The 14,813-nt window shown below is 65.9% G+C and carries 13 protein-coding genes; 4 read left to right on the top strand and 9 right to left on the bottom strand.

What is annotated here, in order from left to right; translation table 11 throughout:
• Positions 1 to 4 precede the first annotated feature (4 nt).
• The 4 genes from HH308_RS24415 to crcB (HH308_RS24400) all read right to left on the bottom strand — a co-directional run bounded on the left by HH308_RS24415 (position 5) and on the right by crcB (HH308_RS24400) (position 2,466).
• Complete coding sequence (locus HH308_RS24415; protein WP_312870839.1) at positions 5 to 757, bottom strand: CPBP family intramembrane glutamic endopeptidase; 753 nt, start codon at positions 755 to 757, stop codon at positions 5 to 7.
• Between the two features lie 71 nt (positions 758 to 828).
• Positions 829 to 1,581, bottom strand: coding sequence for a DUF2470 domain-containing protein (locus HH308_RS24410; RefSeq protein WP_170196868.1), 753 nt, complete (start codon positions 1,579 to 1,581; stop codon positions 829 to 831).
• Between the two features lie 106 nt (positions 1,582 to 1,687).
• Positions 1,688 to 2,041, bottom strand: coding sequence for a fluoride efflux transporter CrcB (gene crcB / locus HH308_RS24405; RefSeq protein ID WP_170196867.1), 354 nt, complete (start codon positions 2,039 to 2,041; stop codon positions 1,688 to 1,690).
• Positions 2,038 to 2,466 (bottom strand): fluoride efflux transporter CrcB, encoded by a 429-nt coding sequence (crcB, locus tag HH308_RS24400; protein ID WP_170196866.1) that lies wholly within the window; start codon positions 2,464 to 2,466, stop codon positions 2,038 to 2,040. The genes crcB (HH308_RS24405) and crcB (HH308_RS24400) overlap by 4 nt, the downstream gene beginning before the upstream one ends.
• A 54-nt stretch (positions 2,467 to 2,520) precedes the next feature.
• Between crcB (HH308_RS24400) and pheA the strand changes: the two genes are divergently transcribed.
• Positions 2,521 to 3,504, top strand: a complete 984-nt coding sequence (gene pheA / locus HH308_RS24395; protein ID WP_170196865.1) for a prephenate dehydratase — start codon at positions 2,521 to 2,523, stop codon at positions 3,502 to 3,504.
• Positions 3,504 to 4,169, top strand: a complete 666-nt coding sequence (locus HH308_RS24390) for a histidine phosphatase family protein (protein ID WP_170196864.1) — start codon at positions 3,504 to 3,506, stop codon at positions 4,167 to 4,169. The genes pheA and HH308_RS24390 overlap by 1 nt, the downstream gene beginning before the upstream one ends.
• Before the next feature lie 1,064 nt (positions 4,170 to 5,233).
• Here the strand turns inward: HH308_RS24390 and HH308_RS24385 are convergent.
• The 4 genes from HH308_RS24385 to HH308_RS24370 form a co-directional block, all read right to left on the bottom strand.
• Positions 5,234 to 8,095, bottom strand: a complete 2,862-nt coding sequence (locus HH308_RS24385; RefSeq protein ID WP_170196863.1) for a hypothetical protein — start codon at positions 8,093 to 8,095, stop codon at positions 5,234 to 5,236.
• A gap of 94 nt (positions 8,096 to 8,189) precedes the next feature.
• Entirely contained in the window at positions 8,190 to 9,221 is a 1,032-nt protein-coding gene (locus tag HH308_RS24380; RefSeq protein ID WP_170196862.1) for a DNA polymerase III subunit beta family protein, read from the bottom strand.
• 34 nt (positions 9,222 to 9,255) lie between these two features.
• The gene (locus HH308_RS24375; RefSeq protein ID WP_170196861.1) at positions 9,256 to 9,606 is read right to left on the bottom strand and encodes a metallopeptidase family protein; all 351 of its coding nucleotides are present in this window, start codon (positions 9,604 to 9,606) and stop codon (positions 9,256 to 9,258) included.
• A gap of 8 nt (positions 9,607 to 9,614) precedes the next feature.
• Positions 9,615 to 10,775 carry a septum formation family protein gene (locus HH308_RS24370; protein ID WP_170196860.1) on the bottom strand — a complete coding sequence of 387 codons (1,161 nt, stop codon included), beginning with the start codon at positions 10,773 to 10,775 and terminating at the stop codon, positions 9,615 to 9,617.
• A 100-nt stretch (positions 10,776 to 10,875) separates the two neighbouring features.
• On the opposite strand from HH308_RS24370, the gene serS reads away from it, so the two are divergent.
• Positions 10,876 to 12,138 carry a serine--tRNA ligase gene (gene serS, locus HH308_RS24365; RefSeq protein ID WP_170196859.1) on the top strand — a complete coding sequence of 421 codons (1,263 nt, stop codon included), beginning with the start codon at positions 10,876 to 10,878 and terminating at the stop codon, positions 12,136 to 12,138.
• 143 nt (positions 12,139 to 12,281) lie between these two features.
• Positions 12,282 to 13,127, top strand: a complete 846-nt coding sequence (locus HH308_RS24360) for a DMT family protein (RefSeq protein WP_170196858.1) — start codon at positions 12,282 to 12,284, stop codon at positions 13,125 to 13,127.
• A gap of 12 nt (positions 13,128 to 13,139) precedes the next feature.
• Here the strand turns inward: HH308_RS24360 and HH308_RS24355 are convergent, their stop codons facing one another.
• The gene (locus HH308_RS24355) at positions 13,140 to 14,804 is read right to left on the bottom strand and encodes a tetratricopeptide repeat protein (RefSeq protein WP_170196857.1); all 1,665 of its coding nucleotides are present in this window, start codon (positions 14,802 to 14,804) and stop codon (positions 13,140 to 13,142) included.
• Positions 14,805 to 14,813 lie beyond the last annotated feature (9 nt).

Below are 14,813 nucleotides of genomic sequence, written 5' to 3'. Positions count from 1 at the left end.
TACCTCACTTCAAGAACCCGAGGTGATCGGCGAGCAATGCGTAACCCACGAACGCGACGACGTCGATTGTCGCGTGCGCGATCACCAACGGCCAGGTGCGATCGGTTCGCTGGAAGTAGCGGCCGAAGATCAAGCCCATCAACAGATTTCCCACACCGGCGCCCACGCCCTGATACAGGTGGTAGCCACCTCGCAGCACCGCACTCGCGGCCAGCGCCGAGTTCTCGCCAGCGCCCAGCTGACGCAGCCGCGTGATGAAGTATGCGACGACGACGACTTCTTCGGCGACGGCATTGCCGATTGCGATCAGAATGAGCACCGGCAGCTGCCACCACGGACCGTCGGTCGGGCTGGCAATCAATTGTGCGTTGATTCCCAGCAGCCGGGACAGTGCCAGCAGGCCGATTCCGGGTAGTCCGATGACGGCCGCGAGAATCAATCCGGGCGGAACGTCGGCGCCCGCCGGCCGCCGCGCCAGACCTACCCGATTGAGGCGGATCCCGCTGCGCCACAACAGGTATATGCCGAGCGACGCGATGGCGCCGAGTCGAATCGCACTCATCACCTGGCGAGTGAAGTCGATTGCGCCGTTGGTCGACCGGGTTGGATTGAGCGCGACGGTGGTGTGGGCGATCCCGGCGCCGAGTTGCGCTTCGATCAGTGACAGGATCGCGTAGACAGCAGAGAAGCCGAACGTCAATATTCCGACGATGACCAGTTCGATGACGAGCCCACGACGCTGGGTCGGATCCCGCACGACGTCGACTGTGGTTTGGGGCGGAGGGACGAGCAGGGCGCGCAGCACCGTGCCAGCCTAAGCCCCAGGGCTCACATGAAGCTGTTGATGTAGGGGCATCCGGCGAGTGCGCGCAGTGCCGTCGACAGCTCCCACACGGTCTCGACCGGCTGCGGGAAGGACATCCGGACGTCGGAGTCGCCGTCGGGCCCTTCGATGCGGAACCGAAGGCCGAAGCGGTCGAGGCCGAGGGGGCGTACCCGCCCGGTTCGCAACTCGGTGGGAAGCTTACGGGCCAGCTGGCCCACGAGATCACCGTGATCACTGTCCAGATGAGCGATCCAGCCGCTCTCGTACTCCCAGAACGGGTCGGGCTCGGCGTCGGCGAGTACCGGCGCCGGGACCGACGCCGCACCGCTGCTGTTGGCGATGACGGCGCTGTCGACCTGCAGGCGCAGCAGCGAGTAGCCGTGGCCGATATCGAGGAGTCCGTCGTCGGGGTGGTCGGTGGCGATCTCGACGGCGAGGTCGCGCTGCAGTTCGTCGGGCACGGGGTAGAGGGTGCCGCTCAGCCAAATCAGCGCGCGTACTTGTTCGCGCAGGTCGATGGGCGCGTGATCGGTGATCTCCAGTAGTGCCGCGACACCGTTGGGGTCGTCACCGGCGACGACGGCGGCAGCGCGGTCGGACGGCACGAGAACGAATGCCTGCGACTCGAAGAGATGTACGACGTTGACGGTGAACGGTCCGGAAGCGCCGACGGCGAGGGTGGCGCTGCTGACTCGACGGCACGCGGTCTGGATTGCCTCGGCATCGGAGGGCTGGGAATGCGCGACGTGGGTCATGGGCTCCTCATTCGATGAACTCGTGCGGCGGATCCGCTAGGAAGGTAACCCTAACCTAAACGCGAATGAAGCGCGCGTCAATGTTCCCGTTCAGCGCGAACCTAACTCACACCAGCAACATGCCCGCCGCGCACGCCAGGACCGACCCGACGACGGAGACGACCGCATACGCGACCGACCGCCATTGGCGACGCTCCCGCGCGAGAGTCATCGTCTCCAGGCTCGCGGTACTGAAAGTCGTGTAACCGCCGCAGAATCCGGTTCCGATGATCGTCGTCACCGCGCTCGGGGCGCCGTGGAACATGACCAATCCCGCCAGCACGCCGAGCAGGGCGGAACCGGTGATGTTGATGAAGAGTGTCGCGAGCGGAAAGATGACCCGCGGGCGGACCGCGGCGTCGACGATGAATCGCGTCACTGCGCCGAGCGCGCCGCACAGGATCGCGGCGACGGCGATCACTGCTCGCTCCAGGCGCTCACGACGTTGCCCAGGGAGAAGCCGGCCCAGGCGGCCAGCACACCGCCGGCGACCGACACCGCCGCATACGTCACCGCGACCACCGGAGCGCCGTGTCGCCACAGATTGGTCTGTTCGAGGGCGAAGGTGCTGTAGGTGGTGAAGGCGCCGCAGCAGCCGGTTGCGGCGAAGAGTCGTAGCCGCTGCCGGACCGGCGAGTCGTCGGCTCCGGCAACCAGAATCGCTGAGATGAGTCCGAGCAGTGCGGCTCCGCCGAGATTGATGCAGAACGTGGCCCACGGCCAGCCACCCTGTGCCGGCGGAAACGCCAACTCGAGGAAGTAGCGGGCGGCGGTGCCGACGACTCCGCCGGCGAAGACCGCAGCCAGCGCGGTGGGCTGCCGATGTAATGGACGGGTTGACGGCATAGCCGAAGCCTAAGCCACGACCCTGGCAGTTGGTGACCGGCTACCCTGAACGTCGTGCCTGTCATCGCCTATTTCGGTCCCGCTCGAACCTTCACCGAGATGGCACTCGACGCGATCCTGGCGGGTCGTCGACCGGTCGCGTTGCTCGACGCCGCCGACGCGGACATCGAGCGGGTCGCCGCGCCCAATCCGCCCGCGGCCATCGCGATGGTGCGCTCGGGGGCCGCGGATTTCGCCTGCGTGCCGATCGAGAGTTCCCTCGAAGGATCAGTTCCGGCGACGATGGATGCGCTCGTGCCGGTCGACGGCGTACGTGTCCAGGTATTCGCCGAGGTGATCCTCGACATCGCCTTCACCATCGCCGCCGCGACGCCGTTGCAGCCCGACGCCGTGCGAACCGTCGCCGCGTACCCGGTGGCATCAGCGCAGGTCCGCGAGACGGTCGCTCGGCTGTTCCCGAATGCCGATTTCATCGTCGCATCATCGAATGCCGCTGCGGCACAAGATGTCTCGAACGGCCTCGCTGACGCCGGGGTCACCACCAGACCGGCGGCACAGGCATTGGGGCTGGTCGCGCTCGCCGACGGCGTCGCCGACGCGGACGACGCCGCTACCCGCTTCCTTCTCGTCGGCAGACCCGCTCCGCCGGACCCGCCGTCGGGCGCCGACCGCACCGCGGTCATCCTCAACCTTCCGAACGAGCCGGGCAGCCTGATGTCGGCGATGAACGAATTCGCCACGCGCGGAGTGGATCTCACCCGAATCGAGTCGCGGCCCCGACGCGGCGGCGTCGTCGAGCGCTCAGTCGACGGACGGGCGATGCCGTCGCGCTCGGCGCACTACCGGTTCTTCCTCGACGCCGTCGGTCATCTCGACGACGACGCCGTCGGCGAGACGCTGCGCGCACTGCACCGCGGATCGGACAGCGTGGTGTTTCTGGGATCCTGGCCCGCCGACCGAGGGCAACTCGGTGCGCAGCCGCCCGACCACAGCGAGAGCGTGCAGTGGTACGAGTCGCTACGACGAGGAGAGAATTAGTGTCGCGATTGTTCTTGGTCCGCCATGGTGAGACGACGTCGAATGTCATGCGCCGCTTGGACACCCGCCTCCCCGGCGCTGGGCTCACCGACTTCGGTGCACGGCAGGCCGCACAATTCGCGCTGCGGACGCCGATCACCTCCGCGGCGGTGTTGCTGAGTTCGCACGCGCGCCGCGCGCAGCAGACGGCGGAGATCGCCGCCATGGTGTGGGGCATCGACCGCGGCTTGGTCGACGGTGTCTTCGAAGTGCAGGCCGGCGATCTGGAGGACAACTTCGACCGGGCGTCGCACGAGGTGTTCGCGGGGACGGTCAAACGGTGGCTGGACGGCGAAATCGACGTCGCCGTGCCCGGCGGTGAATCGCTACGCGAGGTCTACGACCGCTATCTCGCCGCGATTGACGGTGTGGCACAACAGTATTTCACCGACGGCGCCGACCGTGACGTCTATCTGGTGAGCCATGGCGCCGCGATCAGGTTGGCGGCAGCGAAACTCGCCGGCATCGACGCCGACTTCGCGATGCGGAACCATCTGGAGAACACCCAGTCGATCGAGTTGGAATACGCCGAAGGTGCGTGGATCTGTCGGCGGTGGGGTACGCGGGTCGCCCCGTTCCAGACTGAGGGAGAAGAGGATTCGCCCGAAGGCGACCCGATGGGATAGCAGACCGATCTCCGAGTGCCGAATCCCCGTTCCCCGAGCGCCGTAGCGAGCTTGCGAGCTATGGTGACCCCGAGTGCCGACGTGAGCTTGCGAGCTTGGGTAACCCCCCGCTCCCCGAGTGCCGTAGCGAGCTTGCGAGCTTCGGTGTAACCCCCGCTCCCCGAGTGCCGAAGCGAGGAACGAGCTTCGGTGTAACGAGGGGTTTGGTGAGATGACGGATCAGCCAGGCCAAGGAGTTTCGGAATGAAATTCTCGTGGTCCGTGGGCGTTTGCGTCGGGTCTGTAGTCTCGGCTGCTCTTCGCGAGATACCGAAGTTCGTTCCCTAGTTGGGCTTTTTCGGCTCGCCGACCCCTCGTTACACCGAAGCTCGTTCCTCGCTTCGGCACTCGGGGAGCGAGGGGGCCCGACGGAAAGGCCAGTCGGCGGGGTCGACGCCATGGGATAGCAGACCGATCTCTGAGCGCCGAATCCCCGTTCCCCGAGTGCCGACGTGAGCTCGCGAGCTTCGGTGACCCCGTTCCCCGAGTGCCGACGTGAGCTCGCGAGCTTGGGTAACCCCCCGTTCCCCGAGTGCCGTAGCGAGCTTGCGAGCTTCGGTGTAACGAGGGGTTTGGTGAGGTGACGGATCAGCCAGGCCAAGGAGTTTTGGAATGAAATTCTTGCGGTCCGTGGGGTTGCGTCGGGTCTGCAAAGTCTCGGCTGCTCTTCGCGAGACACCGAAGTTCGTTCTCCAGTTGGGTTTTTCGGCTCGCCGACCCCTCGTTACACCGAAGCTCGTTCCTCGCTTCGGCACTCGGGGAGCGAGGGGGTATCGAATCTTCCTCGCTTCGGCACTCGGGGAGCGAGGTGGTGCCGAATCTTCCTCGCTTCGGCACTCGGGGAGCGAGGGGTATCGAATCTTCCTCGCTTCGGCACTCGGGGAGCGAGGGGGTATCGAATCTTCTTCGCTTCGGCACTCGGGGAGCGCGGGGGTATCGAATCTTCCTCGCTTCGGCACTCGGGGAGCGAGGTGGTGCCGAATTTTCCTCGCTTCGGCACCCCCCGCTCTCCGAGTTCCCCCGACTCATCCCCGCCCCACGACCTGATCCTCCGCCAGCATGGCGCAGAGCAGCTGGCCGGCGTGTCGGCCCGCCTGGATCAGTCGCGCGAACTGTTCGTCGGACAGGAACTGATTCAGCGTCGAATAGCTGGGGAAGCGGCGGTCTTCTTTCGCGAAGAGGCGCAGGGCTGCCGGCATGTCGGCGGACAGCTGCAGCTTCGCGTAGTAGATCCGGCCGTGGATCTTCGGCCGGTCGGGTGTCACCTCGACGGTGAAGTCGATGCGGGTGGCGAGGGTGCCCGGGAGCCGTCCGTTCGTCGGAAGTAGTTGTGTCAGTGCACCTTCGAGGTCGTCGACGGTGACTTTGTAGTTCAACTCGAGCGTGGCGAGATCGAGCGCTTCGCGCAATGCCGTGAATGACCCCGGCGGATCTGCACCGGAATCGATGCAGACGATGGTGCGCCGCGACGCACGCAACTGCTCGATCAGCCCCAGGTTCTCCCAGTGCCCGCCGTCGGTGGCGAAGATGTACCGATCGGTGGGGTTGTACCACCCGAGGACCTCTTTGAGGATGTAGGAGATCCTGGGCCGCGAACCTATCGGCAAGGCGGGGTTTCCCGGCGGCTGCAGGTTGGGGATCCAGATCCCCAGATTGGCGTGAAAGGCCGCGAGTACCGCATTGGTGCTGCCGAGGTTCTTGCGGCCCATCGCCGACGACACCGCGGCGCCGGAGACCGCGAGCCACGGGGCGACCAGATCGAGCTTGTACTCGTGCAGTTTCCCGAGATAGCGGACCGACGCCGTGCGAGCGAGATAGTCCGCGGTCGGCTCCCGCTCATATCCACGGGTTACCTGATACTGCGAAATCGTCAACGACTCCGCCGGCAGCCCGCCCGGCGCGACGCCGTTGCGTTGCTGCGAGCAGCAGAGCACCAATTCGGGGATCCGGGGCGAATCGTCGTCGGAAACAGTCTGCGCGACGTTACGCAACCAGGCCCAACTCCCTTGCCATTCCGCCGTATTCGCGGGTCTGAGTCGACCGCGGAACGCGGCGGTTATGTCGAAACTTCGGCCGAGTCTCTTGCTGAAGATCTGATTGAGGGAGGGACGACTGGGGCCGGCGAACAAGTACAGCGCACCTAGCAAACCGGCGAAGACCACCATGGTTATCGAGGTCTTCGACGGTGGCGGAACCGACGACACCGCGGTGAAATAGAGCACCGATACTCCACCGATCGTCGTCACGACAGCGAGCACGATGCCGAGCAGACGAGGAAGATATCTCGTGACGGCCTCGGAGAGACGACCGGTGATCTCGCCCCCGAACGTCCGCCACAATTGGGTGCCCACCGTACTCAGTCCGACGGTCGCCAGGAGGTAGGTCCACGCTATGCGGAAGCTCCCGGAGACACCGCCACGCTGAACGAGAGAAAAGAACGCAGGCATGAGTGCGGTGTAGAAGAAGATCGCCAGGCCGAAGAAGGCGAGGATCAGACTCGGCTTCCAGGTGACCGCAATCCAGCGGGAAAGACTCGTTCCCAGCAGAACAAGAATGGCGATCACGGCGAGGTATATCCCCGGGTTATGCCAGTCGACCGGAATAGCGGTGCAGGTGTCCCGCATATCGTGTGCGATGCGATCACACGGGTGAAAAGTGTCGCCGAAAAGGAAGGTGCGGCCGAGCGTGTAACCCGGTAGCCAGGCGATGAGGTAGGTCAGCCCGACGATGAGCAACACTGTCGACAGCGTGCAGAGTCCCACCCAGAGGATGGGGCCGAGGACTCCGCCGCGTCCGTTGAACAGGTAGCGCAGGCGAGACATCCACGGCTCGTCGGAACCTGCGGAACCGCCGCCGGCCACCGTCGGGGTCGCTAGCAGCCGGTCTATGACGGACTCGGCGACGGTGTGGCGGTCGATGCCGTCCGCGGACGCCGTCGTCGACGATGTGAGTGGCGTCTCGCCCGATCCCCTCTCCCGTGCCGGGTCGGCGTCGGCGGCCTTCGCCAATACCCAGGCCGCGGCGCCCCACGATCCGCCGGACACCGCGGTGATCCGCGTCACCGACTTCATTACGCCGTGAGATTCGAGTTCGGCGATCACTCCCAAGGTGAATGCGGTCGCGCGGATTCCGCCGCCGCTCGCCGACAATCCGATATCCCTTCTCGTGGGCGGATCGGCGTCCAGCGTGGCATTGAGTTCGACGGCGGGCGCGAGTCGTTCCCTGTCGGATTCGGTGAGTGGTGATTGCGCGGTCGCAGCGCCGAGATAGAGCGGAGCCGACCCACGCGTGCATGGGCGTTCATCGATGGTCTCGTCGCGTCGTGAGATCCAGACGAGCCCCGACATTATCGTGACGATCACCAGAATCAATGCGAGGAACCATTTCGCCGACGCCGCGGTGGTTATCACCGACCGCGCAATGGGGTGCGCTCCGAGCCGCGCGAATGTGCCCCCGCCGATAGTGAGTGCGGTGACCGCGTTCTCGATGAGATCGAGTGCCGCGACGGCCAGCGGCAACAATGGGATGTACTTGGCAGTCGCGACGAGTCGGGGTGCGTCGTAGCGCCACCACCCGCCGAGTACGACGGCGGTGCTCAACAGCCAGCAACCGAAGACGAACACGAGGTCGGCCAGCAATGCGGTTTGCAGCGGGGCGTCGGCGCAATCCCATCCGGTGGTGAGCGTTTGCCGAAGCTTCGCCGCGGAACCGGAATTCGGCAGTCCGGTGAACTGTGCGAACAATGTGACATCGCGGCAGCCTTTTCCCGATACCAGCCAAACCAGGTACACGCCGACGACGGCGACGATTGCGCCGACGACGGCTAGCGCGGCGAGTACCTTGTTTCCCCGGCGGATCAGTGCGGCGAGGCGCGCATTGATTCTCATAGCGGTGCCCCGAGCCGTGCGCGCCATTTCTCGATTTAACACCCGGGCGCGGCAATTGACGAGAGTTTCCCGGCGCGAAGTCGACGACGCCGGGTCAGTCGGGCAACCGGATCGGCATCGCCAAGGTGATCAGATCTCCGGCGTCAGCCGAACGGACTTGCAGCGGTTGATCATTCGCGGAGAAGTCGAGCATGACGTCGTCGCCGATGGCATTGCACACGGTCGGATACAGGACAGTGACGTCGAAGCCGACGGTGATCGGCGGGCCGGTGAGAGTCGCTGCGATGGCGTCGTCGTCGACCGACAACGTGTCCGACGACACGACCATCCGGATCGTTCGCGGACTGCGTTCGAGCAGGTGCAGCAAGGCATCTCGGGAGACCACGGCGCGCGTCGTCGGAGTGGGTAGCGAGCGGAGCATCAGCCGGTAGTCGGGGAATGTGGCGTCGACGATCGGAACGCGGCGGACGTCGCTGTCGCCGGTGACGATGACATCAGTGCCGTTGCGGCTCAATGTGATTCGGTGCTGGCGGCGTGACCAGTCGGCGAGCGTTCGCGCCGCCGCCGCAGCAACGACAGCCGCGAAATCCGCACCGACACTTCGCGATTGCAGGGTGCGCGACGTCAGTCGAAAGCGATCGGTCGCGGTCAGTGTGAGGGTGTTGCCGTCGGCCTCCACCAGAACCGAATCAAGAACCGGCAGTTCGGGATTCGCGACAGTTGCCGGCAGGACCTGATCGCACGACGCCGCGAACAGCGGCCCCGGCACCGACAGACCGCCGCACGGTGGCACGTGGCGCTCCACCGAACCACGCACCCGCTCGGCGGCTGCGGTGGCGTCGGCGAGTCGCTGCGTCAGGTCGGCGAGATGGCGATCGATGCGACGCGTCGTCGACGCCGGATCGTCGAGGATGGCACGGATGTCTCCCAACGACATTCCCGCCTCGCGCAGTTGCCGGAGGAGCACGGCGGTCGGCACTTGGTCGGGCAGGTAGTAGCGATAGCCGCTGGAGTCGTCGACGTCGGCGGGTGCGAGCACTCGCGCGTCGTCGTAGAAGCGCAGTGCGCTCGGGGTAAGGCCGCACAGTCGTGCGAAGGTACCGATCGTCAGGTGCTCTGGTGTCATACGCACGACGATGGTCCTTCGACCAGGTCGAAGGTCAACCCCAACCGTTGGCGTGCAGCCACGCGTCGCTGATGCCGAAGTGGTGCGCCACCTCGTGAACGACTGTCACCTTCACCTCGTGGACCACCTGTTCGCGGGTGCGGCACATGGTGAGAATGGGGTCGCGGTAGATGGTGATCGTGTCGGGCAGAAATCCGCCGTACTCGGTGGTGCGTTCGGTGAGCGCGACGCCGTGGTACAGACCCAAGATGTGAAAATAGGTCTCGTGATGCGGTTCGACGAGAATGACCACGTTCGACATCTGGTCGGTCAGCTCGGTGGGAATCTCGTCGAGAGCGTCGCCGACGAGGTTCTCGAAGTCCTTGTCGGACATGGTAACTGGCACGTGGTGACCTATCCGCCGCCGGCCGGCGCCGGGACTTCCTGGGGGTTCGGAGCGATCCCGGGGGCCTGCGGCACCGGCGTCGGGAGTGCGCGGCCGGGCGGCGCTGCCGGTGGGGGCACGGGCAGCTTGCCGTTGATCAGCAACGTCGAGCGGGCATCGCCGACGAGGGTGGCGAATCCACCGTCGTCGGGCAGGCCGATGTAGCAGACGACGCGACGGCTGCCGGCGAGCCAGCTGACTTCGCTGACCGTCGACCACTGCACGTTGAGCGTCGTCTTGTCGAACTTGTCCTTGCCGCCCAGGAATCGATTCGTCTGGCCCGGGCAGATGGAGCCGAGAAACTTGTTCTGCTCGTCGATGCCGGGCCACGGCTTGCCCGACAGTCGCGGGCCGAAGCGTGCGCCGAGGTCGATCACGCCGGTGGTCTGGAAGGAGTGCTTCTCGGTGCAGTTGACCACCGTCGACGTCGGTTTGCGGGTCGCGGTGTCGATGCCGATGCAGGTGCCCGGCGGCCAGTCGAAGGATTGGTCTACGTTGCTCACCTTGCCGGAGAACTGCGTCTGAACGCCGTCCCGGCCGGGCTGTTCCAGGCCGCAGCGCAGTTGACGCGCGCCCTTGTCCCATTGGACCTGCGACGGAAACATCAGCCCCACCGAGAAACGGCCCTGCGGGTCGAGCTTGCCGCCGAGGTACTCCGACACCATCACCGGGCATTGCTCGTCACGGATCGCGGCGAACCGCGCGACCCCGGGCCAGGCCGCTTTGGTGCCGAACTCGGCGCCGGGCAGTACCGTCCCGTCGATCGGTCCGGCCACCTCGAACCGGTGCTGGGCGGTGCAGTCCACCTTCTCCGGGCTGCCCGGGTTGCCATCGGGCCAGTTGAGGCAGTCACCGGCAACGGACTCGGTGAAGGCGTTCTGTGCCAGCCGCTCGTTCTCGCCGATGTTGGTGCCGCCGACGTCGCCCGCGGTGGAGAACCATCCCAGCGACACCGCCGTGACGGCCATGGCGACCGCCCCGATCACGACGCCGATCAGGACGACGCGGATCGGATGTTCCCGGAGAACGTGACCTCGTCCGGAGCCCGACGGCGCGGTCCGCCGCTGCGCGGTTTCATGTGTCCCGCCCGCGTCATTCCCGGCGTCGGGCGCAGAATTCTGCTCAGTCATCGTCCTCCATCATGCCTGGTGTATCGGCCCGTCGGTCGCAACCCGCGCCACGACGATGTCGAATGTCGTGCTCGACGCCGTGACCAGTAGGCTTCTAACCGTGATCGACCTGAAGATTCTGCGCGACAATCCTGATCTCGTTCGGCAGTCGCAGCGCACACGCGGCGAGGACCCCGGCCTGGTCGACGTGCTGCTCGACGCCGACGCCGCCCGGCGCTCGGCCATCGTCGAGGCCGATTCGCTCCGCTCGGAGCAGAAGGCACTCGGCAAGCAGGTCGGCAAGGCAGGCGGCGACGAGAAGACCGCGCTGCTCGCCAAAGGCAAGGAACTCGCCGAGCAGGTGAAAGCGGCCGTCGCGCGGCAGAACCAGGCCGATGCCGACGCGGCCCAGGCGCATCGAGCCATCTCCAACATCGTGCAGGACGGCGCTCCGGCCGGTGGTGAGGACGACTACGTCGTGCTCGAGCACGTCGGCGAACCGCGCGACATCCCCGATGCCAAGGATCATCTGGAACTCGGTGAGGCGCTGGGGCTGATCGACATGGAGCGGGGCGCCAAGGTGTCCGGCTCGCGGTTCTACTTCTTGACCGGGCAGGGCGCTCTGCTGCAGCTCGGGCTGTTGAACATGGCCGCGCAGAAGGCCACCGCCAACGGCTTCACGCTGATGATCCCGCCGGTCCTGGTACGTCCGGAGATCATGTCGGGCACCGGTTTCCTCGGCGCGCACTCCGACGAGATCTACCACCTGCCCGACGACGATCTCTACCTCGTCGGGACGTCGGAGGTGCCGCTTGCCGGCTACCACTCCGACGAGATCCTGGACCTGTCCGAGGGGCCCAAGCGGTATGCGGGGTGGTCGAGCTGTTTCCGTCGTGAGGCGGGCAGCTACGGCAAAGACACCCGCGGCATCATCCGGGTGCATCAGTTCGACAAGGTCGAGGGCTTCATCTACTGCAAGCCCGAGGACGCCGACGCCGAGCACCTCAAGCTCCTCAACTGGGAGAAGGACATGCTCGCCGCGATCGACGTGCCGTACCGCGTCATCGACGTCGCCGGCGGCGACCTCGGCAGCTCGGCGGCGCGCAAATTCGACTGCGAAGCGTGGGTGCCGACGCAGAACGCCTACCGCGAACTGACCTCGACGTCGAACTGTACGACCTTCCAGGCCCGACGCCTGCAGGTCCGCTACCGCGACGACGACGGCAAACCGCAGATCGCGGCGACGCTGAACGGCACACTTGCGACGACGCGATGGATCGTTGCGATCCTGGAGAACCATCAGCAGTCCGACGGCAGTGTCGAACTCCCGCCGGAACTCGCACGGTTCGTCGGGACCGACGTGCTCGCGCCAAAGGCCGGTTGAGCCGGGAACCATCGATGGCGGGCCCTCCGCTGGTTGAGTCTGGATTCACCGACTGCAAGCCTTCTCTGCTGGTTGAGCCGTGAGGAGCGGAAGTGACGAGCGTGTCGAAACCACGCTGATTGGTGAGGTAGTAGGTTGACCCGATGATCGTCGGCGTACTTTTCGCGGTTCTGGCCGCACTGGCCTATGGGACTGCTTCGGTACTGCAGGCGCGTGGCGCGCAGCAAGTCTCGGACGACTCGTCGTCGGCGCCGACGTTGCGTTCGACGCTCGCCGCAGTCTTGACCGTCTCCTATCTCAGCGGGATGGCTCTCGACGGGCTCGGGTTTGTGGGAACGTTGGTGTCCGCCAGGCTGATTCCGCTGTTTCTGTCGCAGACCATCATGAGCGCGAACCTCATCGTGACCGCGTTGCTGGGCATCGTCGTACTGGGGACGCGGTTGCGCCCGCGCGATTGGACAGCGATCGCCGTCGTAGTCGCCGCACTCGTCCTACTGGGGCTGGCGGCGGGCGGTGAAGGGCACAAAGCTGTTGGCACACATACTCATTGGGGTGTGCTGATCATCGGAATCGTGGTGCTCGGGGCCGGTCTCGGAGTGGTCTTGTGGCTCGGCGCACGAGTGGCGGTACTCGCCGGACTGGGAGCCGGCGCCCTCTTCGGTCTGATGGCGATTGCGGTGCGGATTCTCGACGGAGTGGATCCGTTCGACGCCGGGCATCTGCTGAGTGACCCGGCCGCCTACGCGCTGTTGATCGGCGGAATCGGCGGCTTCTACCTGTTCACCGTTGCATTGCAGACTGGCTCGGTCAACGGTGCCGCGGCCGCGCTCGTGGTGGGCGAGACCGTGATTCCCGGCATCGTCGGAATCGCGCTGCTCGGCGACACGGTGCGCACCGGATGGGGCTGGGTCGCGGCGATCGCCTTCGTCGCGGCCGTTGCCGGTGCGGTGGCGGTCGCGGTCTCGGGAGCGGTGGAGCACACGGGGTAGCGGCGACCTACCTCAACAACACCCGCCCGACGACAGCCGACACGCACATGACGCTTCGATCGGGACATCTGCCCGTGCCAGCGCCAACTTCAGCTGCTGCCCGACGATCACCGCCTCGTCGTCGCGGCCGAGGCGTTGCAGACATTCGTGATAGCCGTGCAGGCTCCACACATTGTTCGGGTGGTGACTCGAGCGGCTGACCGCGGGATCGTAGCCGAGGTCGGCGGCATATACCGATGCCGCCTCCGCGACGCGACCCTGCTCGAGCAACAGCGCACCATAGGCATGGCGCGTCGGCTGCATCCAGCCCCACGGCTCGTCGTAGGGAAGAGCATCGTCCAGCTCGACGGCCCGCTGCAGATATCTCAACGCGGCGTCGAAATCGCCTTCCCGATAGGCGATTTCGCCGTCGAGCATTGCCGCGGCCACCGCCAGGATGTCACGGCAGGAATTGTTGAACAGATAGCGCGACGCCGGGATCGCGGCGTGGGCGGCGACGAACGCCGACCGCGCGGTCTTCGCCGCCTCGATGTCGCCGGTCGCCGCAAGGGCGATGCCGCGGCCGTAATGCACTGTCGCGCACGTGGTCGCATACAGCGCGACGTCGTCGGGCAGCGGGCAGGCGATCAATTCGGCCCATCGGCCGAATCGAATGAGCACGTGAACCCGAAGTGGCACAAAGGCTTCCAGCCAGTCTGCCATCGGCGGCGAGGTCACCGACAACAACTCGGGTGTCAGCTGTGCCCGCAATTCGTCGGCTGCTTCGAGCGCAATCGCCGAATCGCCCGCGAACATAGCGCAGTAGACGATGAAGTGCAGATCGTGTGCGCGGTACAGCGCATAGAAGTCGATCGCGCCCCGATCCGCGAGATACTTTCGATCTGCTTGTACCGCAGCCTGATTCGCGACGATGCCGTCGTGGTAGTTGCCGCACAGCACGTCGATGTGGCTGGGCATGTGCTGCAGATGTCCGGCGTCGGGGACCAGTCCGCGCAGAAGATCTGCGGCCGGCAGCGCTGCCTCCGGCGTCGCGGACATCTCCATCGCGTGGAGGTAGAGATGCAGAACGCCGGGGTGGGACCGACCGGCAGGAGTGGACAGCGCGGACTCGAGCAGGCCGATCGCGTCGGCGACCCGTGATCCGTTGGCGGCCAGTCCCGTTCGCCCGTCCCACAATGCCCACGCGGTGACGTTGAGCTGGGCGTCGGCGGCCAGCGCGACGACGTCGAGGTCGCCGGGATAGGCGGCGGCAAGACCGGTCATCGCGTCGGCGTAGGCGGCGTGCCCTGCGGTCAGCGCGTTGTCGTCGCTCGGAAAGCGTTGGCGCAGGCTGGAAATCAGCCCGCGCTCGATGTCGTTGGCGCGTCCGGTGGCGGCGAGATCGAGCTCGGCCCGCGCGCGATGCAGTGACTCGGCGAGATCGACGGGATCGAAGGCGTCCCAGCCCTTGTTGTAGTTCGGTCCGACCGCGTAGGCGATGCCCCAATGGGCGATCGCCAAGCCGGGATCGTAGGTGAGAGCGTGCTCAAAACAGCGAATCGCTTCTTCATGATTGAATGCGTACGCCCAGACAAGGCCGCGGCCGAACCATACCTGGGCGTCGGGCGACGTCGTGTCGATGTCGCGGCGATAGGTTCCCAGGTCGTAATAGTTGTCGGTGCTGGCGGGGCCGGCCACCGTTCGAGT

The sequence above is a fragment of the Gordonia asplenii genome, from assembly GCF_012933505.1.
Taxonomy (GTDB): Bacteria; Actinomycetota; Actinomycetes; order Mycobacteriales; family Mycobacteriaceae; genus Gordonia; species Gordonia asplenii.
This window is presented reverse-complemented; position numbering and strand designations above follow the sequence as displayed.

Coding starts and splice junctions, on each gene's coding strand:
- HH308_RS24410 (WP_170196868.1), bottom strand. CDS start 1,581: ATGACCCACGTCGCGCATTCCCAGCCCTCCGATGCCGAGGCAATCCAG.
- crcB (WP_170196866.1), bottom strand. CDS start 2,466: ATGCCGTCAACCCGTCCATTACATCGGCAGCCCACCGCGCTGGCTGCG.
- HH308_RS24360 (WP_170196858.1), top strand. CDS start 12,282: ATGATCGTCGGCGTACTTTTCGCGGTTCTGGCCGCACTGGCCTATGGG.
- HH308_RS24385 (WP_170196863.1), bottom strand. CDS start 8,095: ATGAGAATCAATGCGCGCCTCGCCGCACTGATCCGCCGGGGAAACAAG.
- HH308_RS24370 (WP_170196860.1), bottom strand. CDS start 10,775: ATGACTGAGCAGAATTCTGCGCCCGACGCCGGGAATGACGCGGGCGGG.
- HH308_RS24380 (WP_170196862.1), bottom strand. CDS start 9,221: ATGACACCAGAGCACCTGACGATCGGTACCTTCGCACGACTGTGCGGC.